This is a genomic window from Gemmatimonadota bacterium (assembly GCA_026706345.1).
Classification (GTDB): domain Bacteria; phylum JAAXHH01; class JAAXHH01; order JAAXHH01; family JAAXHH01; genus JAAXHH01.
In genome coordinates, this window is the sequence record JAPOYX010000177.1 from 3,017 (window position 1) to 22,981 (window position 19,965).

Consider the following 19,965-nt stretch of genomic DNA (forward strand, 5'->3'; position numbering starts at 1 on the left):
GTTTCTGCGCAGACAGATGGCCGTACCGCTTTGAAAAAACTTCGGCGTGCTCAACGCCTTTCGGCATCAAAGGTTTCTGCGCTGTGCACTTTCGCGCTGGTTCGATGGCCAACGATAGTGCTCAACGCCTTTCGGCATCAAAGGTTTCTGCGCAGTACGTCTCGTAACTGCTTGTCTCTGTAGGAAATAACGCCGGACATGTCATGCATGTCACTATCTCCATCGCATATTCTCGACACTCTACAAGCGCAGTAACGACAACTGATTATCTCCCTTCCACTTACGAGTGTCAGGCATCTGAACATAGCTGATCCCTATATAAGGTACTGGAAACAGAAAGGTTACTTATGCCATCTCCCATGTGGCCTTCGGTCCATTCAGAGGTGCCTGTCTTTTCAGCACGCACGTTAAATGATATCAAATCGTGGCGGTGGTTCAGTCCAAAGTCTACCTTCAGTCCGCTCTATGATCTTGCAGCGTGGGGAGAGGCGGACCACGAGTAGATCATCTTCCTCGGCCATCACTTTCTCCAGCTCGTGCCGGGCCTGTTCCATCTGCGTCTGAGTTAGGTGGCATCGGAACAGCGAGTATTGCAGCCGTTCCCCGTAACCGTTTACGATCTTATACACGCGACGCCAGCGTTTGGGGTCCCGGATATCGTAGCTGAAAATGTACCACCGAAGCTCGCTCATCCACGTAGGCGCATGCGGGCAAACAGCCCTTCTTCGCCACTCCATTCTTTCTCTAACAATCGCGCTTCCAACTCTATAGCGCGCGTATAGCTTAGAGAATACCCCAATACCGGGTGTTTCCAGGTTTCCTGCTTACGTTGCTCAAATAGGCTTATCGCAAGACGTTTGCCCTCATCGGAAAGCCAAACCTGTTTTTTGCTTATCGAGAGATGCTCTCCTGTCCATTGCCGACGATTGACGGAGGCTATCAGCGGCATATCCCACAGCGTGGTGCGGAATAGTTCCATCAAATCCAATGCCAGCGGATGGGCCGCTGTGCGTGGCGCATGGAAAAACCCGAAGGTGGAATCAAGCCCTACCGCAATGATCGCCGCCATTACCTCCCGATACAGCAGGCCGTAACCGAAAGAAAGCGCGGCGTTGAAGCCGTCACGAGGCGGTCGGCGGCTGCGTCCAGAGAAAACCATGTGTTTCTCGCTAGGATCCAGTAATTGTGCGAGCGCAGAAAAGTAACTCCGGGCGGCTATGCCCTCGCAGCCGCGCAGAGCGGCTGCGTCCTTACAACGCGATATCTGCTGGAGTTCATTCCGAATGGCATCGAGAAACACTTCCACTTTGTCACGCGCATTTCGGGTGCGCGACTGACGGACGATGAACCGCAACTGGTTTTCTATCTTGGCCTCCGCCAAACGGCGAGAAAGACGTAAGCGCAGTTTGTCATCCTGCAGAGCCTGGTACTGTCGCAAGCGACGCTGCACACCTGCCGGCGGCGCGACGCCCCCGACGTACCAACCGCCTCCGCTAATCCAATGTACAGCGATGTCGTTGCCAGCGGCGAAGTGAATGGCCTGAGACGTGATCTGTGCGCTGCCATGCAGTATGATGGCTCCAACGTCCATGCCAGGGTACTTCTTCTCCTCCCCCGTAGAGTTGCGCACGACGAGTTGCAATCCAGCACGTCTGACCTGAGCGTCGCGGTCCACGACATGCAGAACGCGGCGTGCGTCGTCTTTCGGGAAGAGACGACGTGGTTTCAGGAGGCTGGCGGCATCGTCGGTCATATCTATCACGGCGGCAAAACGCGACTCCTCCGGCAGGCACACCGGCGCAAGTGAGCACTTGGTACACAGGTTTTCATTGTCGGTCACCGGAGGACGTTCCAGTGAAAGAGACAACTCCCTTGCACGGATCACCGAACGCCGCAGGCGATCAAGGGCTGCGTCGTCCACCGACACGCGCACCGTCCTGTTGCTGGCGTGATAGCGTATGCGCCCTTCAGGCACCGGCTTGTCGAAGTGCTCGGAAAGGAGCACAGCATACGCCGTGACCTGGAGCTTGTCGCTTTCCCAGGCGTCATCGCCCTTGGAACGGCCCTTCTTGTGCTCGACGGCAACGAGTCGTCCGTCGCGATAGCGAGCGAAATCCACCTTGCCGCGAAAGCCCCATTCTTCGCTGGAAAGCTCCAAGCTCTGCCATTCACGATTCTTATCGACTTCGGCGTCATGAAGAGTACGTCCGGCGTGGACACGCTGGTCGGCAACACGGGTTTCCTCGACCTCTTCCAAGTAAAAAAGACGCTCGCAGTAAGCGAGCGCGTGCAACGCCATGACACGAATGATAGGAGCGTCGTCACGAGTAGCGGATGAAACTGAGGGGGTGTCGTTCATAATTCCCAGTCACGCGGAGCGACAGTGATCCAGCAGTCGGTATGTGGATGGTCAGTCAATACCTCTGGCTCACGAATTTCAAAGTTGAGCATGGCAGGCCGGTCTCCATTGTGATCGCTCCAGACTGGCATGGAAAGAAGTCCTTTTTCGCTCGGGGCCACAAAGCGTCCTCTACCACGCGGACTATCTTTCGTAACTTCGTTAACCATGTGGGAGGACTCTCCGAGGCATAGTGCGCCATGTCGCACTATTTCGCCGCGCTTGTTGGGATCAAGCGCCTTGCGGACTTCACCGCATAGCGGGTGATTCGCCTGCGAGTCGTCTATCCACAGCCAGAACTCCAAACCTAGCAATAACTCCTGATAGTCCGGACGACGGTCGGCAAGCGGGTCCGCGTTTTTCTTTGCTTGTGCCACCCGACGAAACTTGCGGAAAATGCGTCCCTTTTCTCGCCTTTGCCAAAATGAATCCTGCATGTTTTCAGCCATAGCAATGGCTATACGCAAACCCGCGTGCCTCTTCCTGTCTTCCCGCTCCACTCCGACAAGTGATAGCAACATACCGTAGATTGTAGAGGGCGGTGGCGCGGGATAGGTCTCCTGATATTCCCGCGCCCACATCGGGCGCAGACCCGTCATAGGGACATCCACCCGCAGAACGAGGATAGTTCTTTCCTCTGAAGTCACACCGATTGCTGTGTATTGCCTTTCAAACGCTCGACGCACATTTTGACCGCATCTTTCACGCCTTCCGTCAAGATTGCACCTTTCCATGAACCCTCGCCGGTGATTTGTCCGTCATTGTCCTTTTCCAAATTACCTAATCCAGAGATGTCAATTGCCGTACCAATAATCAGTTCTTCGGGATTAATGTCCCGACCGAGCTTGCTTTCTAAAGCGTAGATGCTGATATCGCCACTTCCCTCATGTTGCTCAAAGCAATAGAGCATGCGCGGCGCGGGATCGGTGGTCACACGAAGGATGAGGATTTCCGGCGAATAGTCGGCGAAGTAGCGGGCATGGGCTCCTCCGACTCGCCGCAAACTGGCAATACCATTCAGTGTTGCCTCGATACGCCTGATCTTTTCATCGTCATTATGTGTACTAGCGGCATCGTTGCTTTCCCGCCCCAAAGAATCGGGAGTCAAGGCGAATCCGAATTGATAGCGCGTATGGTGGACTTCCACTGAATAAGGGATCGGATCACTGGCTTTAACTGCCGGATTTGAACCAGCCGCGGCAAAGTTGTGTATGGTCTCACCGGTCCAAGGCGTGATGGAAATCGCACGGGTGACCTCTAGTGGTGCGCGCCGACTGACAGTGTTATTGCTAGCATGCATAAAACCGAGAACGTCATCGTCCAGACGGTTTGGCCACTCCTCGGCATTGAACTCCCGATCTGTATATTCAACTGCACGATGATCGCGCGTTCTTCTGTTAAGGTTTTCGCCACTTTGCTGCCAACCATCGCGTAAAGCATAGCGGATTGCCTCCGCCGAGACGGTGGAGAACAAGTCTCCGTTGCGAATGACTTTCTGAAGAGTGTTGGTGTTGCCCTCGTTTTCGCCTCTATTGTTGGAAAAGATGCCCTCGTGCGTTAGTGCCATTCCGAAGATGTGAGTGGTCATTAGCCAATGTCCTTCCGTTTCCTTAGGTGGGTTGATTGTATTCGTTCCTAACAAGTCGCGAGTCTGTAAATGTCGTCAGCGCCAGAAGTGCCAAGTCACGAACCTTCTTCCAGTCGCTGGGATGATTCACCATACGGCGGAATTCAGCTTGAAAGGCATTGTTGCGCATGCGACGAGATTCATCGCTCTCATCCTCGCTGATTCTCGACAAAAGGAAAGCGGGACCGCCCGGCTCTACCAAGTTGCCATCTCTCGGACCGGGGCTCCTCGCCGCCTGAGCGAGCAGTTCGTGGACCACTGTAGCCAACAACAACTTGGTCTTGGCGTGGAGAAGTCGGCGGTGCCATCTGTCCGCCGTATTATCCCAACGTTTGGACAGATCCCGGCTCCCGCCTCTTCCCAAAGCTGCATCTTCCCGATTCAGAAGCCGGCGTAATGCACCTCGAAAAGCGTCAAGCATGTCCTTTTCCTGTGGGTCATCCCATAAATTATTCTCATTAGCAATCGACATTAGCTGTTTCCTTTCGAAGTGATGCAATTTCAAAAACCACAACCGCTCAGGCGAGATGGACGCTTTTTCCTGATCGCCGTTTTTCCAAAGCAAATCCAACCCCACCGCCGACAGTCCGCGTTCCCTAACATTCTGACAGTCGTTTTCAACGCGATCGCGCTGCCAAAACGGGATATACGCCAAGTCAGCGTACCATGGATCGCCACACAGGATATTCGCCGTAATCCGCTCTCGGCAATTCGGTAACACAATGAAATGACTGCCTTTTTGGTTGCTTTCTTCGGGTTTAGGTTCACGGGTCGGCCGGGCCATGTTGCCAGCCGGAAAGACACGGTTAAAAATGTCATAGCGCCGGAATACCATCGATGTATCGTCGGAGGAGGTAAACTCACGCCACAGGTTATTCCGAGTCTTCTGTTGAGCATGATAGAAACTGGCTTTCCCCATGACTACCGTAACAGACTGGTTACTCGCATTGCTTCTCGTCGCATAGCGTAAGGCGGCGTCCTCTAGACCTGAGACCTCGCCGTAAAAAGGCCAGTTCCCGAAGTTGACCAAGTTTCGACGCAGAAAATCGCGCTGATACCCCCGCAGGTTCTCCACGCTTGGAATCATATATGCCCAATTATCGGCGTTGGAACGCGGCAACTTGATATAATGACAGGCGATAGGCGCAAACAACATTAGATAGGCGAACCGTGCCGGACCGCGCCATCCTGTTTCTCGTTGAATACCTGACAGATTGTTGTTGAAGCGCGGTTCTGATCCCGGATAAATCCAAGAGGACATTGCCTTTACTGTATCATTACCACAAATGCCCTTTGGGGGGATAGCTTTATGCTGAGGCAATTTCGCATCAGACGAGATACGGCGATATGACACTGAAAAGGTTTTCTCCTCGTCAAAGCGCACAACTTTTCGCTCAGGGTCTTTCTCCTTCGTGATGGTCGTTGGGAATTGAAAAAAGGTTCCTAATAGACCGTTGTGGACATGCAGACGCAGATGGTCGCAATCCAGATGCTCGCGCTTGCGGTGGACACCGGGGAGAAAAAACACTCCATCATGGACTTGCCACGCCCATTTGACGACGGCCTCCAGCACGGCTTTTTCATTCCCTTCGCTCCATTCCAGACAAATCCCCAAGCCATCTTCCACAAAAGGGGTATCCAAATTGCTTACCGTCTCGCGCAATCTATCCAGGCTCTTTTCGACGGTCTTGGGCAACGGCAATGTCCGCCCTTGCTTTTCCCACACTATTGCTGCGGTCAAGCTCAGGCACAATCCCGCCAAGCCCGCACGCTCATGCTCTCCCATGCCCGGCTCGTTCAAACGGAAAGTCACCCCCGTGCTTTTTGCCTTTTTCTCCCCACCGCTCATCTCGCGCCTTTTTCCTCGTCGTATTCTACACCGGACACCAGCGGATAACCTCCGATGCTGCCGACACGACCGATTTGCTTGCTGGCCAGAATCGGAACTAGCCATTCCTTGACGGCCGGGTTTTTGCCGATCTCGTTGAGGCCCTCGCGAATTTCATCTTCGTGCTGCACCAGCAGAACGGGCACGGTAGCCTCACCCTCTCGCAGTGTTGACGACTTACTTTCCCAGCCGCCGTCTAGCCAAGAGGAATGGAACTTGATGTCGTCAACCTTTTCCGGCATTTCATTCAGTGCGTTATTGAGATCGTGTTGGGAAAGGACTCGGCGCTTTTCGGCGAGTTTCTTGACGGCGGCGCGAGCCGCGTTCAGGTCTGCACGGAGGTAAGGGCGCCCATCCATGCCGTCGTAATCATAGACCAAGCACCGAGCACCGTCGGGACTTTCCAGGGGGTAACGTCGGTTCAATCGTCCCATACGTTGAACTAGGGCCGGAAACGTTGGGAGAGCCGTCACCAGTAAGTTCGCGCTGATGTCCAAAGACATTTCGCACACCTGCGTCGTCACTGCCAAGCACGGTCCCTTATCCTCGTTGAAGGCCGCCAATATCTCGTTTTGGCGGTTCACGCGATGGCGGTAGCAAAAGCGGCTGTGGAACAGGATGCGTTTCACGTCGTTGCCGAACTGCTCCGCCTCGTCGTAAATACAGGTGGCATCGGCAACGGTATTGCATACCCACAACACCTTGCCCCGGTTGTCGAGTGTGTCCTTGACAGCCTCCCAGTACTTATCTGAGACATCAGACTGTTTTTTGTTTTTCTCGTACCATTCCAAGCGATACCGACCAGCTCTTTCCATATTGTCGTCGCCGGGAATGAGCTCGTAGTCCACGCCCACCGCATCCAGCGCTTCGCGCCGAGACGGTTGCAATGACGCCGTCATCAGCAATACCGGAATCTGCGGAAACGTCCGCAAAAATCGCACTAGAGAGCCGAACATTTTGGCGTCATAGCTGTGGATTTCATCGAAAACAATGGCGCTTTTGAGGATAACCGGGAAACTGAATAGCCCGCGCCGATGGTTTTGCATGAGTCCTAGGACGAAATCGGCTGTCGCGGCGATGGCTTGCTGACCCCAAGCCTCTAGCGAATCCTGCTTCATCAGGTTTTCCAAATCTTGGTCGCGGTTGGGGTGGCGCAACTCGCGCTCTTCTCCCCTGGTCGCTTCCGGCTCATTGGCTAGCATCCTTCGGATATCCACACTGGCTCGGCTAGATATCAGGCTGCGTTCCAATTCCTCCTGTGCAAACAGATAGTCGTCAAATCCTGCCGCCGCTGTGCCGGTGGTCGGATAGCAAATAACTAACTTGCGTCCGGCTTCGGCGTACTGGCGTGCCCATTCATAGGCTGCGATGGTCTTACCGCCACCGCAGGCAGCTTCCAAAACGACGCGGGTTTTACTTGCGTCTCGGACTTGCCGCTGAAATGGATAAAGTTCCGTCCCGTAGTCGGCGTTTACTCCAACCTTGAGCCGGGTGCGCACAATTGCCTTCAAGTCCTCTTGATTATAATGATTCCGCAGCGATGCTCGCACACCACTTTCCAATCGGGTGATTTCATCGCCCTCACCGTCCCATAGGGCAGAACCGGCTACGTCCGCCGCGATGAGGATCGCTTTGGCAAACGCCAGCAGGAGCAACTCGTCGAGCGACAGCGATTCGGCCAGTTCTTCTGATTCCCACGCGAAATTGTCCATCAGGGCAGCGTGGTGATCGTCACCATCGCTTATATTCGTAGAAATGCAGAAATCAGGAACGTAGAGCGCTTCGGGCAAAACTTCAGGGAATTCCCGTTGCCACTCCTTACCTAAAAGATCACCATGAAACCGGATGTAGTCGGAACCAATACCGCTGATGCGAACCAAGCCGGATGAGTCATCCTCGGCATGGTGCATCTGGAGGTGATGACCACCGACCAGCCAAGCTAACATCCATCGGGATATTTCAGGATTCTCGCACTCGCTAAAAAGCTCCGTTTCCAAGTCAGCGGAAAACTTCTCAGCGGCCTTGACATATCCAGCGATAATCAATGCGCTTAGGCCTTCATGCCGGAGCGGTTGTCTTTGATGCCATGGGATTTTTGGGAACTCTTCTCGCTGAGGATGAAGTTTGCCTTGAAAAATACCGTTCGCCTTGCCGAGGTCGTGCAGGACCGCTCCTGAAATGACAAGTTTCCGCAGATCGGATTTAGGTAATTCCGCAGGAAGGTATTCTTCCACTTCGTCGATTATCGCACGGGCAGCCGCCAAGACGGCCTTCGAGTGGTCTAGCAGGGAAACCGCGTTCTGGCCGTTCTCTTGGCCTTTTGATTTGGCAAGTAGTACGTCGGTCATGTACTCGTCCCCTCTCTTGGAACAAAAACCCCACAACCCATCCTTCGCCTCCCGCCGAGTCCACGCTCTTGCAAAAGAATAGATTCCTCACCCGTCAGTTCCGTCGCCAGCACTGAGTAGCCGACGATGCGCTTGTTTTTGACGCGGACAATGCGGCGGCTAGGATCACGACCGCCACTTTCCCTGGGATTTACCGGCACGCGGAACACCTTGCCGCGTATGCCGAGGGAAACCAATTGACGACCGATTTCGGCGTCGAATCGGGCGTCATCGTCGCCGTTTTTGGTGGTTGCGATACGGCAGTACAAGGTGGCCGCCGGAACCAGTGCCCGCGTCTCACTGACACCGATGCGCAGCTTGCACCCGTCCAACTCGAGAGCTTTTCCAGCAAGCTTCAGGGAACGAGGCAGCAGGTCGGCTGGCAGGCGCAAACCGAGGCGGGCGTTGGGACCGATCAGGCGTCTGCCGTTCCCGAGCGGAGTGCCGCGAACGGTGTGCAGACCGATGTGCGGATTGCCGTGTATCCACTGATCTTCCTCGGTTTCCAGAATGCGGGAAAGTGCACTGTACAGTGCGTATCCATGGTCGCTGGGCACTTCCGAGCCGATGACGCGAAACAGAATGTCTAATTTTGGGGGCAATTGATGAACTTTCATGTATAGGAATCGGTCTGAATCGGCAACTATGACGTGCGTTACAAGTACGAATTCGTTGTGAAACAGCCTGCCTTTAACATTGCGAAGCAGTGGGTGTAGATTTTCGGTTTCACGGTTGAATCAATCTACAAAAGTATCAAGTTTACATCAATCAACTCTATAGTGCACCAGTCCGGTCGGAGCGATGAGCGTATCTGGCCAAGCCCGCTCAGCGAGAGCCTGTTGATAGGCGAAAGGACTGATATCCTTGCCGAACGCCTTGGAGAAGAAATGCTTGAAGTTCAGTGTCATTATTCCTTGTGTTTGTCCTTCCTGGCAAGGACCTCTCCCCCGATCTGAGCGATTTCCTGCTTGGTCTTGCGCAGCAGCGCAATTTCATATGGCGTCAAGTCCCGGCAACCGGGCGATGCGCCCAACATCCGCTTAAGTTTAGCCGCAGAGGGGGTAGGACCGGTGGGCTTTTTGCTAATCCCCGAATGCGGTCCTACCTTGTTATCCAATCCCATAAAATGCTCTCGCGAGAGATCGATCGGGTTCCCGTGGTCCATCCAAACGAAGTCGTGTTTACGGCTCACTATTCACTTGAGAAAGTACTGAGTATACGATGCAGTGTCAAGGATTCGGGATGAAGGACGGGCACGAAATGGAGGATCGGATCTTCTGCAAGAGTTCGCCGTCCGTACATTGGGACAGTTCGCCGGTGTCGAGCCCATACGAAGCGTTACTGGCAAATCGCTTGGACAATCCTCTGGGCATACCTGATCCTTATACCCCATTGCACGATTCCCAAAACAGTTTTTTGAACCGGCCGCCGAAGCTTCGGCAGACACTCCTCGCTACTGGGGCTTCGGCAGCCAACCCACGCTACCGGGGATTCAAATCCGGGATGCCGCGGCTGATCAGGACTTCGAAATCTCCGTCCGGCGGCACGCGCCGGGCGAACGCGGGTGAGCCGCCCTGGTCGGGCCAGTCTCGGAGGATGCCACGGACCGCTCCGGTCGTCCGGTCCAGCATGATCGCGGCGGCCGACCCTCCTCTTCGATCTATCGTCTTCACCCCTTCCGGGCCGGATAACGCGATCCGATGCAATCGATCGAGCCAGTCTGTCCGGACGGGAAGCACGAAGGCGAAAACGCGCCCGGCCCCGTCCGCTACTGCCGACGCGCCGAAGGACAGCGCGAACAGCGTGTTCCCCGCTCCGTCTTCTCCGGTGAGGCGATACGGACCGCCGGTCTCCGGCAGGGCGGGCGGGGCGTCGACCGCGAAGGCAGGATGGAGGACGGTTTCCGCCAGGTCGTTCACTTCGCCCCATAGCAGCAGGTTGGTCGCGGAAGCGGCGCGCACCGCCGGAACGGGCGTTTCCAGGGACCGCCGATAGATCAGCGCCTTGACGAAGTGGAAGTCGCTGATCCATCCGGGAGGGCAGTAACTCATCAGGTCGAAGGTCCGCGGCGACACCAGCGATCCCGACAGGAGGTCGTATCCCCATGCGCCGGTAGTCCCGTCGACGTAGGGATAGTCGGGGTCCAGCCCGGCCGGTCCGCCGCACGGCGCGTGCCTCAGGTTCATGTTGTGTCCGAGTTCATGGGCAATGGTGTATGCGTCCAGCGCCGACACGCCGATGCTTCCGGGGATGGTTGCGACGCCCACGCGTTCGCTGGCAGGGAGGATGCCCATGTAGTGTCCCCGGGCGCCGTCCAGGATGCGAACCACAAAGACCTCGACCAGGATCGATATGGTGTTCTTCGCCTCGGATTTCACCGAGGTCCATACGGGCGCGCGCACGTACAGATGGAAATCACCTACCGGCAGCGTCTCCCGGGTCATCCTGAACAGTTCGTCATCGGACGACAGGCCCGCGGCGTAGTCGGCGAGCGCCCGGTCCGGATTCGACGTCCACAGAAACGGGACCAGGGTAAGGTCGAGGGGCGGCACCTCTGTCACCTCCAGGGCCAGCCGTCCGGTAGACGGCTGGCGGCGACCGACGCCCGAAGCGGAATCCGGTATTCCGCCGTGGTCGATTTCTATCACCATTTCCAGGCCCGGCCGAACGACTTCGGCCGGTATCGCGGCGTTGGATGAAGCCGCGAGATCTCCCTCCTCCGGACGGTCCGGCAGTCTGTCGTCTCCGCCCGGAATCTCGACCGTGTACACTGTAAGATCGTTCCGGTAGAACGTAGCGCGTACCGGCGGCCGTTTGACGTCGGCCATGCCGCCGTTCGTTACGAAGACGCGCAGGAGCGCGGGCTTGCCGGCAACCAGCGGCACCGGATTTTCGAGGGACTGCACCGCCTGCGTGAGATACGCCGACGTAACGCGTGCGACGGCGTCGCCGCAGTTGGCAACGCGCCTTTCATCTATATCCCGCAACCACGTCTGGGTCTCGACGTCCCGGGACGCGCAAAGTCGCGTGCCGGCCAGCAGCAGAGAGGTCAGGTCGAGGTTGAGAAACGCGCGCGGCAACGGTCCCGACAGCGCGGCGTTGCCGGAAAGACTCAGCGTCCTGAGCTTTCCGAGCGCTCCCAGTTCGGACGGGACCGACCCGCTCAGACGATTCGACGCCAGGCTCAGCGTGACGAGATTTGCCAGTCGTCCCAGTTCCGGCGGAACGGGGCCCGTCAGCCCGTTGGTGGAGAGGTTAAGTTCCTCGAGGTTGGCCAGTCGTCCCAGTTCCGGTGGAACGGGGCCCGTCAACGCATTGGTGGAGAGGTCCAGTTCCTCGAGGTTGGCCAGTTGTCCCAGTTCCGGCGGAACGGAGCCCGTCAGCCCGTTTCTATCGAGGTCGAGTGTGACGAGGCTTCGGAGTCGCCTCAATTCGGGTGGAACGGGGCCCGTCAGCCCGTTGACGGCGAGGTTGAGGACGGTGAGGGCTGCCGGTCGTCCCAATTCCGGGGGAACAGGGCCCGTAAACTCGTTGGAGGAGAGCTCCAGTCGCCCGAGGCTGCGGAGGTTCCCCAGTTCCGGTGGAAGCGGTCCGTGTAACCGGTTGAGCCTGAGATCGAGGACGGTGAGCCGGTCGAGGCGTCCCAGTTCGGGTGGAACGGTCCCGGTCAACCCGTTGGCGGAGAGATCGAGGACGGAGAGGGCTGCCAGGCGTCCCAGATCGGCCGGAACGGGCCCCGTCAACAGGTTCACCGAGAGATCCAACGTTGCGAGCCGGGCGAGGCGCGCGAGTTCGGGCGGAATGTGCCCGGTCAGGCCGTTGCCGATAAGACGCAACGTTTCCAGACGTTCCATCAGCGCCAGTTCCGGAGGCAGACGCCCCCTCAGGTTATTGTACCCCAGGTCGATGGAGATCACATGCCCTTCGGAGTCGGTTTCGACACCGTGCCAGTCTCGCAACGGCGCTTCGCCGAGCCAGTTGGCGGCCTCCTTCCAGTACGCGCCGCCCGTTTCGCCGTATAGCGCGGTCAACGCCAACCTGTCGGGGGCAATTGCGGCGGGACAGCCGTCGACCCGTATGTCCCCGACGGTGGCCAGCCAGGCCTGGTAAGCGGGGTCCTGTGGCGCGCAAAGACCCGTTCCGCCCAACTTGAGGACCGTCAGGCCGAGACCAACCAGCGACACAGGCAGCGGTCCCGTCAGCCCGGAGTTGTTCGACAGGTCCAATACGCTCAGAGACCGGAGATCGCCCAGTCTGGACGGCAGCGTTCCCCTCAGGCTGTTGTCTTCCAGATCCAGGCCCGTTACCTGGCCCATGTCATTGGTCGCTACTCCGTGCCAGTCGCTCAGGGGCGCGCCGGTGAGCCAATTGTGCCGTCCGGTCCAGTTCCCCCCGTCCGCCGCGTTGTACAACGCGATCAGCGCGCTCCGCTCCATGTCCTCGCAGTTGTCCACTTCAACGTCGCCAATCTCGCCGAGCCAGGCCTGGAAAACCGCGTCCAACGATGCGCATAGAAAAGTCCTCGCAAGCCTCAAGGATTCGAGGTTGTCGAGATTGGTCATGGACCGGGGCAACGGCCCGGGCGAGAAGTTGTTACCGTTGGCGCCGAGTTTCCTGAGCCTGACGAGTCGTCCGATCTCGGGGGGTATGCTTCCGGTCAACCGGTTGTAGGAAATATCCAGCGCCTCCAGCCTGGCGAGTCGTCCGATTTCGGGGGGTATGCTTCCGGTCAACTGATTGCCCACGAGCGAAAGAGACCGGAGCCTTCCCAGCCGGCCCAGTTCCACGGGAAATGCGCCGTTCAGGCCGTTCCTGTCGAGCAACAATTCAATCACCCTTCCTTCGGCGTCAGTCGTCACTCCTTGCCACTCGGCCAGGGGCGCGTCGCTCGACCAGTTCGTGGCGAGCGTCCATCCCGGTCCGCCGGTGCCGTTGAACAGCGCCACCAGGGCGGCGCGTTCCGGCGCGTCCGGTCCGAAACCCGAGACCGTGATCTCCACGCTTGTCGATACTTCCCCGGAAGACACGGTGATCCGGGCGTTTCCGTTCGACCGCGCCTCGAGGTCTCCCAGGGCGTTCACCGAGACGATGATGGGATCGCTGCTTGTCCAGACGAGCCGCGCGTTCGGCACCAGGTTGCCGTTCCTGTCTTTCGCCACGGCTTCCACCCGCAGAGACCCGTCCGCCTTCGTCAGCGTTGCGCTGGCGGGCGCGACCTCGATGCGGGCGACCGCCTGCGATACCGTGACGGCGGCGTTCGCACGGAATTGCCCTGAAACGGCAGTGACGACCGCGGAACCGTTCTTCTTGGCCGTGACCAGGCCCTCTTCAGTCACGCTGGCCACTTCGGTGTTTCCGCTGGTCCACGTCACTGCAGCGTCCGCTATCACCCGATCGTTCCCGTCCCGGACCGACGCGGTGAACTGCACGGTCGCGCCAATGGCGTCCAGCTCGGCCTCGGCAGGCGATATCCTGATGCTGGCCGCCGGCAGCGGTCCCGTGGGGCTTTCCCTGCTGCACGACGGAAGGACAATGATCGAGAGGACGACAGGAACGACAAGAAACCTCATGGCTCAATTCCATCGCGAAACGCGTCGAGGATGATGCGTGTTACGGCGCTTCCTGATGTTCATTCGTAACCGGACGTGAATTGGCGACTCCGGAGATGACCTTGTATATGTGGCTCCGATTCATCCCGGTATTCCCGGTCCGCCCTGAGCATTGGCTACGTCCCTGAGCGCAAGTATCCAGGCCGACCTGTTCCGAACCCGCTTAACACCCGATTACAGTACACTTCAGAAAAGTCGAATAGAAAATCAAGTGATTTGCGACTCTATTCTATGACAGGGAACGCGGATCATCCGATATATCTTGAATCATCAAACGAGGAACCTACGGGAGGTATGTAATATGGGTACCACATACGTCAACGTAACGATCCGAAACCCCGCCGAGCTACATCGTAGCTGGACCGGCAAGTTTATGGTCGATAACGGGGCGTTCGACTCGCTCTTGCCGAAGGAGCGCCTGGAAGCGATTGGCCTCAAACCGAGGGGAAGTCGCGACTATTTTCTCGCTGATGGGAAACCGGTCACGCTGGAAGCGACGGTCGCGGAGATCGAGTTCGAAGGAGTGATCGTCGGCGGGACCATCGTGTATGGCGAGGAAGGGGCGGAACCACTGATCGGCGTTACTACCCTGAAGTCCGGCGGGTTCGAGATCGACCCTCGCAGTGAAAGACTGAAGCGGCTCCCGGGCATAATGATGAAGCGCAAGGATGCGGACCGCAAGGCCGCCTGATCGCCCTCAACCCCAGCGGTATTCGGGCGGATCGAAGACGAACCCGTGGAAGAAGCGCCGGTGTCTGGGTGTGAGGCCGTTCAGGAAGTCCCTGTCGTACCGCCACTGCTCCGCGCACGCCAGCATCCACGGGTGTTCGTAGCCGTAGTAGAGGATCACCCGCTTGCCGCCGTGGCGCGTGAACGGGCCGGCCGAATGCCACACCCCGTTGTGGAAGAGCACGGCCGTGCCGGGCCGCCCGCAGACCTGCACGGCGCCGGGCATGCCGTTCTTCGAATCCGGTTCGATCAGGGACTTGTGGCTGCCCGGTACCAGGGTCAGGTTGCCCTGGTCGGGTTCGGACATGTCGCTCAGGTAATACCCCACCTTGAACTGCAACAACGGGATGTGCGGCCGGAAGTCGCGAAATCCGTGCTGGATCCCGTCCATATGCCAGCCCCGGCCGTGATGCTCTTCGGGTTCGACCTCGTAGATGGCATCGGTCGAGTGCAGATGCGGCATCTCGTTGAACAGATCATGGACATAGGCCATCATCGGCTCGTAGTCGAGCATGTCCAGAAAGAGCGGGTCTTCTGCCAGCAGGTGCATGACCCGCGCGTTGGCTCCGTCGACCCGATCCTCAAAGGCCGGCTCGTGCGCTCGATGGAACCCGGGATCGCGGCGGCGCGCTATCGTCCGCTCCAGAGCGGCATTGAGCGAATCGACCAGGGATTCAGGCAGGAAATCTTCCAGCACCAGGTAACCGTTCGTGTCGAACAGGAAACGTTCGGCGTCTGTGGGATGGTTGGTCATGTTTGGAGTGGGGAAGTGAATCGAAGCGGATTCGTGACCTCACCGCAAGTCGGAGTGGTATGGTAAGTGATGTTTCAGCGGACTTGCTCGATCAGGAGGTACGTGAGTTGACCACCGCACTCACACGGTCTCGAACACTGGCGCAGAAAGATTCAGGTTAGTGGAGCGCTTCGAAAGCTGAAGCAATTCCACGCCCACCACTTCGTTCGAATCGTTAAAATCGAGCACCACGCCAAGGGAGACTTCCTCAGACTCGACAATGGCTGAATCGTCGAAGCGCAGGTAAAGAGCGTCCGCTTCCTTGTCTACATGGAGTTTCATATTATAGGTTCTGAGTGAGCTCGCTGATCACGACTTTCAGGACGTTTTCCCGCCAGGGCGTAAACCTTTCGAGCAGTCGTTCCTTGTCCTCGTTGTAAAAAAAGATAAACCCCTCCTCGTCGACCGGAATCAGTGTTGAATTTGATTGACGCTCCTCGCGCTCCTCGTCGGAAACATCGTAGTCTCTGAATTCCAGGAATGGCGAGCAGATGAGGCTTCCGTTAAATGGCCTTCCGATTCCGTGTATCGCAAACACCAACTGGCCACGACGCGACCACCGCATGATCAATGAAACCCAGGACCTGTATTCGGAAGTACTGGCGTAGTAGCCAATATGTTCTTTTGCAATCTCTACGATCTGAGCCCGGTAGAAATGATCCGAGTTTTCATCGGATCTTCGTACGAAAGCAGTTGCTTGAAGCGCTATCCGTCTTAGAGGTCTCAATACATCTCGCCTAATTGCATTCAGGCGATTCTCAAGATTGTTCTCGATAGCGCTGGCGAATTCAAAAACTTGCCGGTATGCCTTTCGTTGCTCTGTCGCGATTCTGCGGGCTTCCTTATCCAACCCGTCCAGAACCGCCTGCACGTCCTCCTCCCGACGCAGATCTTCGGATATCTGGGTTGCTTTTCGAAACTGATCTCTTTGCAGTCTGGTGATCAGCTTGACAAGAGGGTTCAGGTCGCCATGGTCGGCGGCTTCAAGGACTTCCAGGTATCTCCCCCTGTCGTCCCTCCTTATCACAAGTGGGAAGAGTCCTTCTTTAACAAGCACCAGCGAAGCGATCGCACGAACCACGCGACCGTTTCCATCTTGAAACGGATGGATCTGGGCGAATCGATGATGCAGCCACGCGGCCTGTACTTCAGCAGACACGCCGTTGCAGATGTGCGCCTCGTGCATCTCAATCAACCGGTCCATCTCCGACCCAACCTGTTCCGGCGGGCAGTAGCTGTACATCACGCCATCCCGGACGGGGTAGTTCGGCTGGGTTTTCCAGTCACCTTTGATGAGTGGGACTTCGGTTTTTCTACCCTGACTGTCGAGGCCCTCGGTCGTGTGCTGGTTGCGCAGCAAAACCGCGTGTAACTCTTTGATATAGGAAGTAGTGAGGGACCGGTCGTTCTTCACGAAGGCGAAGACGCCTTCCAAAGCTTCCTTCTGATCTCGCAAGAGCCGTATCACGAATTCGCCGGGTTTATTGGTCGTCCCGTGGCTAAGAAGTTCGGACTGAAATCCCCGCTCGATGAGGGTCTGCGTGACGCCGCGGTCGATCTCGTATAGATTCTCGAGGATACCGGTTTCTATCGCCCATTCACGGCTCAACTTCTCGGTGAAGTCGGAAAGTTGCGCCTTGTCCTTCAACCGTTCCTGCTGCTCGGTCCAAATCGCTTTGATCCCCGGGATCTCGGAAGAACTGAGATCACTCGAATCAACTTCAAGGTCTTCAATGCCTGTTTCGGGATTCCAGATCGGACGCGTTTCGTTGCTTTGCACTGACACCGCTCCGGCCAGTCGATTGTTAGAGTCTAAGAAACCGATATATGAAGGCTTCTATGCGGAATACAATGGACTTGATTCCTGGCTGAATAATACTCCCGAACTGTTGTTTTTGTCAACGCGTTTAGCAGGAAATCCCCGCGTTTTGACATCCCGAGAATAACTGTTTATCATGGATGTATATACCTGCTATTCAACGTGCGAAACATAAGCGGTTTGAGGATCCTCCGAGACCACGTTGATTACGCACAGAGATTTAGATCTGCACGATGACTCAGGTTCCGGTTCACGCCCCAGTCGGTGATGCTAACATGATCTACGACGGACACGCCTACTGTTTTCCTCCCACGCGCGATATCGGTGGTTTCGACGATCGTGCCGAGTTCCATCGTCATTTACAACTGTTCATGGCCCTGGCCCGGCAGCAACCGGTCTGGCGGCATAGCGACCGCGCGCCGGCCGACGCAACGGGCCTCTACGACCCCGATCGACCCTGGCGCTTCGAGGGCCTGCGGGACGCGGACTTCCGCACCGGAAAACATGGACTGGCCGAGTGGACGGTCGACGGCGAGGATTACGTCAAGCAGGCCTTGCCGCCGTGGACGGAGGACTTCTCCTTCCCCGCGGAGTACCTGGTGGCAGAGATGGACTACGCGGGCGTCGACCGGGCTCTCCTGCACCGCACGCCCTACATGGGGCTCGACGACAGTTACATCGCGGAGTGTTGCCGCCGCTACCCCAAGCGGATCCAGGGACTGGCCCAGGTCCCCGAGTGGTGGATTCCGGAACGGACCGGCGAGGCCATTGCGAAACTGGAACGGGCGATCGGCGTTCACGGCCTTTCGGGCCTTCAGTTCGCGCCTTTTCATCGGCCGCTTTATGACCTCTCCGCTGAATGGACCGGGCCCGATTTCGACCCGTTCTGGACAGCAGTGGCCGAACTGGGTATTCCTGTTTTCTTCACCCTCGGCGCAGTCGGATCGCCTTCCGCATACATCGAAGAGCTACATTCGTTGCGTGCCTGGATGGACCGATTCCCCGATGTGGACGTGATCGTGACGCATGGATTCCCCTGGCGGATGTTTGCCGAACGCGACCGGATCAACGTCCCCGACGAAGTGTACGAAGCCGCACCCGCGGGCCACCCCCGTTTCCACATCCAGATCCTCTTCGCCGTGTTCCTGCAGTCGCGCTGGGACTACCCCATGCCGCAGATGCGGCCCGTCCTGGAGAAGATGGTCGAACGTTCCGGCGCCGACCGCATCCTGTGGGGAACGGACATCCCCATCGTGCTGCTGCACTGGACCTATCGCCAGAGCCTGGACTATGTGAGGCGCTACTGCCCGTTCCTGGACGAGGACGAGATGGCGGCGATCCTCGGTGGCAATATGGAGCGGATCATGGGGGTGGGTAAATCGGCCGGGTAGGCAAGAGGCGGGGAAACCGTGACACGGGTCTCCGAGGCAGCGACTGGGACTTTTGTCATCCCGGAAAGGTGAGTCTGCGGACGAGGCTGGGTTTGTCGGAAAGCTCGGCGGCTAGCTCGCACCCCGTCCCAAACGGCAGTCTTCCGCGGCGAGCCATTCCGCATACGGGCGCGGCATCGGGCCGGGCAGGCCCATGCCGTGTTCCTCGCGCCAGCGCAGGAGCGGGTGATCGCGTTCCGCTTGCGGCAGTTCCACACGCCGACCGCGCGCGCCCGACTCGAAAATCCCCATCAGTATCTCCAGCACGTGGCGTCCAGCGTCGCCCGAACACTCGTGCGCACGGCCCTCGTCAAGCGCCTGCACGTACTCGTCGGCGAACTGGTAATCCTCCAGAGAAGCCGGACCCGCCGGATCGTAGTGCGCTGGCACGATGGGGGTAAGCGGCTGCCACTCAGCCTGGCCGGGGGCGAAATGTGGCGTGGACAAAATCCACGGGGCGTCGCTTTTCCAGTAGAGCCTGCCCTCGGTGCCGTAGATCTCGATCATATAGGCTGTTGAATCCATCCTGGGGAAGCGGTGCTGCAGGAGGACACCCGAAATCCCGCATTCAAAGTCAAGCGCCGCGGTCACGTGTTCACCGGCGATATAGCCCATGCCGCTCGGCGACGGCACCACATCCTCGGGAGTGATTGGACGGCCATCGGTCAAGGCCACGGCTTGCACGCTCCGCACCGGCCCGACCACGCCGAGCATGGCATTGAGCGAGTGTGTGGCGATATTCATCAGGCCGTAGCCGCCGTAGTAGCCTTTGCCGCTGCCCTGCACATAGCGCAAGTCGCCGATCCGGCCCTCGGCAATCGCCGCTTTGATCGCTTGCAGCGCGCCACCGCTGCGCCCCTGGTGATGCACGGCCACTTGCACCCCTTTCTCCACGGCTTTGGCCAACACCGCGTCGGCCTCGGCCAGGGTCGTGCAAATCGGCTTTTCGATGTCGATGTGGACTCCGTGCTCCAGCACGCGCATAGCCAATGTATAGTGGAATTCCGTGCCCGTGGGAATGGCGACAATGTCCGGGGCCTCGGCGTCGATCATCCGGTCGAGATCGTCGTAACGAGCCGCAACTCCCAGTTCGTCGCCGAGGGTCGCCAGCCGTTCGGGCACGAGGTCGCATAATGCCACAACCTCGGTGCGGGGATGCTGATGGTACGCGCGGCCCGCGGCCGTGCCTCGGCCACGGCAGCCCAGAATAGCGACTCGGTATTGTTGCATGGTGCAATCTCCTTTTCCGGCGTCTGAATTAGGAATCCAACATAACAAGGCTTGA

The 19,965-nt window shown here is 57.8% G+C and carries 15 protein-coding genes; 2 read left to right on the forward strand and 13 right to left on the reverse strand.

Translation table 11 applies throughout. The features are described 5' to 3' along the window. Window positions 1-407: 407 nt before the first annotated feature. The 9 genes from cas2 to OXG98_11790 form a co-directional block, all read right to left on the reverse strand. Window positions 408-692: a CRISPR-associated endonuclease Cas2 gene (cas2, locus tag OXG98_11750; GenBank protein ID MCY3772676.1), complete on the reverse strand. Its 285-nt coding sequence runs from the start codon at window positions 690-692 to the stop codon at window positions 408-410. Beyond that, window positions 689-2,299: a type I-MYXAN CRISPR-associated endonuclease Cas1 gene (gene cas1 / locus OXG98_11755; GenBank protein MCY3772677.1), complete on the reverse strand. Its 1,611-nt coding sequence runs from the start codon at window positions 2,297-2,299 to the stop codon at window positions 689-691. Before cas1 ends, cas2 begins: the two co-directional genes overlap by 4 nt. 56 nt (window positions 2,300-2,355) lie before the next feature. Further along, the gene (cas5, locus tag OXG98_11760) at window positions 2,356-3,132 is read right to left on the reverse strand and encodes a type I-MYXAN CRISPR-associated protein Cas5/Cmx5/DevS (protein ID MCY3772678.1); all 777 of its coding nucleotides are present in this window, start codon (window positions 3,130-3,132) and stop codon (window positions 2,356-2,358) included. Then, window positions 3,042-3,986: a type I-B CRISPR-associated protein Cas7/Cst2/DevR gene (gene cas7i, locus OXG98_11765; GenBank protein MCY3772679.1), complete on the reverse strand. Its 945-nt coding sequence runs from the start codon at window positions 3,984-3,986 to the stop codon at window positions 3,042-3,044. Before cas7i ends, cas5 begins: the two co-directional genes overlap by 91 nt. Before the next feature lie 22 nt (window positions 3,987-4,008). Further along, window positions 4,009-5,874: a type I-MYXAN CRISPR-associated Cas8a1/Cmx1 gene (gene cas8a1, locus OXG98_11770; protein ID MCY3772680.1), complete on the reverse strand. Its 1,866-nt coding sequence runs from the start codon at window positions 5,872-5,874 to the stop codon at window positions 4,009-4,011. Further along, on the reverse strand, window positions 5,871-8,261 hold the full coding sequence (cas3, locus tag OXG98_11775) for a CRISPR-associated helicase Cas3' (GenBank protein ID MCY3772681.1): 2,391 nt from the start codon (window positions 8,259-8,261) through the stop codon (window positions 5,871-5,873). The genes cas8a1 and cas3 overlap by 4 nt, the downstream gene beginning before the upstream one ends. Next, window positions 8,258-8,917 (reverse strand): type I-MYXAN CRISPR-associated protein Cas6/Cmx6, encoded by a 660-nt coding sequence (cas6, locus tag OXG98_11780; protein ID MCY3772682.1) that lies wholly within the window; start codon window positions 8,915-8,917, stop codon window positions 8,258-8,260. The genes cas3 and cas6 overlap by 4 nt, the downstream gene beginning before the upstream one ends. A gap of 147 nt (window positions 8,918-9,064) precedes the next feature. Continuing rightward, the gene (locus tag OXG98_11785; protein MCY3772683.1) at window positions 9,065-9,208 is read right to left on the reverse strand and encodes a hypothetical protein; all 144 of its coding nucleotides are present in this window, start codon (window positions 9,206-9,208) and stop codon (window positions 9,065-9,067) included. A 573-nt stretch (window positions 9,209-9,781) separates the two neighbouring features. Then, the gene (locus OXG98_11790; GenBank protein ID MCY3772684.1) at window positions 9,782-13,870 is read right to left on the reverse strand and encodes an Ig-like domain-containing protein; all 4,089 of its coding nucleotides are present in this window, start codon (window positions 13,868-13,870) and stop codon (window positions 9,782-9,784) included. 340 nt (window positions 13,871-14,210) lie between these two features. On the opposite strand from OXG98_11790, the gene OXG98_11795 reads away from it, so the two are divergent. Further along, the gene (locus OXG98_11795) at window positions 14,211-14,600 is read left to right on the forward strand and encodes a clan AA aspartic protease (protein ID MCY3772685.1); all 390 of its coding nucleotides are present in this window, start codon (window positions 14,211-14,213) and stop codon (window positions 14,598-14,600) included. Window positions 14,601-14,606: 6 nt separating this feature from the next. Here the strand turns inward: OXG98_11795 and OXG98_11800 are convergent, their stop codons facing one another. From OXG98_11800 to OXG98_11810, 3 genes are all read right to left on the reverse strand, one after another. Next, window positions 14,607-15,392, reverse strand: a complete 786-nt coding sequence (locus OXG98_11800; GenBank protein ID MCY3772686.1) for a phytanoyl-CoA dioxygenase family protein — start codon at window positions 15,390-15,392, stop codon at window positions 14,607-14,609. A gap of 120 nt (window positions 15,393-15,512) precedes the next feature. Next, window positions 15,513-15,713 (reverse strand): DUF2283 domain-containing protein, encoded by a 201-nt coding sequence (locus OXG98_11805; protein MCY3772687.1) that lies wholly within the window; start codon window positions 15,711-15,713, stop codon window positions 15,513-15,515. Between the two features lies 1 nt (window position 15,714). Next, entirely contained in the window at window positions 15,715-17,211 is a 1,497-nt protein-coding gene (locus OXG98_11810; GenBank protein ID MCY3772688.1) for a Fic family protein, read from the reverse strand. Between the two features lie 314 nt (window positions 17,212-17,525). Here OXG98_11810 and OXG98_11815 point away from each other — a divergent pair, with 314 nt between their 5' ends. Next, the gene (locus OXG98_11815) at window positions 17,526-18,641 is read left to right on the forward strand and encodes an amidohydrolase family protein (GenBank protein ID MCY3772689.1); all 1,116 of its coding nucleotides are present in this window, start codon (window positions 17,526-17,528) and stop codon (window positions 18,639-18,641) included. A 111-nt stretch (window positions 18,642-18,752) separates the two neighbouring features. On the opposite strand, the gene OXG98_11820 is transcribed toward OXG98_11815, so the two are convergent. Then, a complete protein-coding gene (locus tag OXG98_11820; protein ID MCY3772690.1) occupies window positions 18,753-19,910 on the reverse strand; it encodes a Gfo/Idh/MocA family oxidoreductase in 1,158 nt (385 codons plus the stop codon). Between the last annotated feature and the right edge of the window lie 55 nt (window positions 19,911-19,965).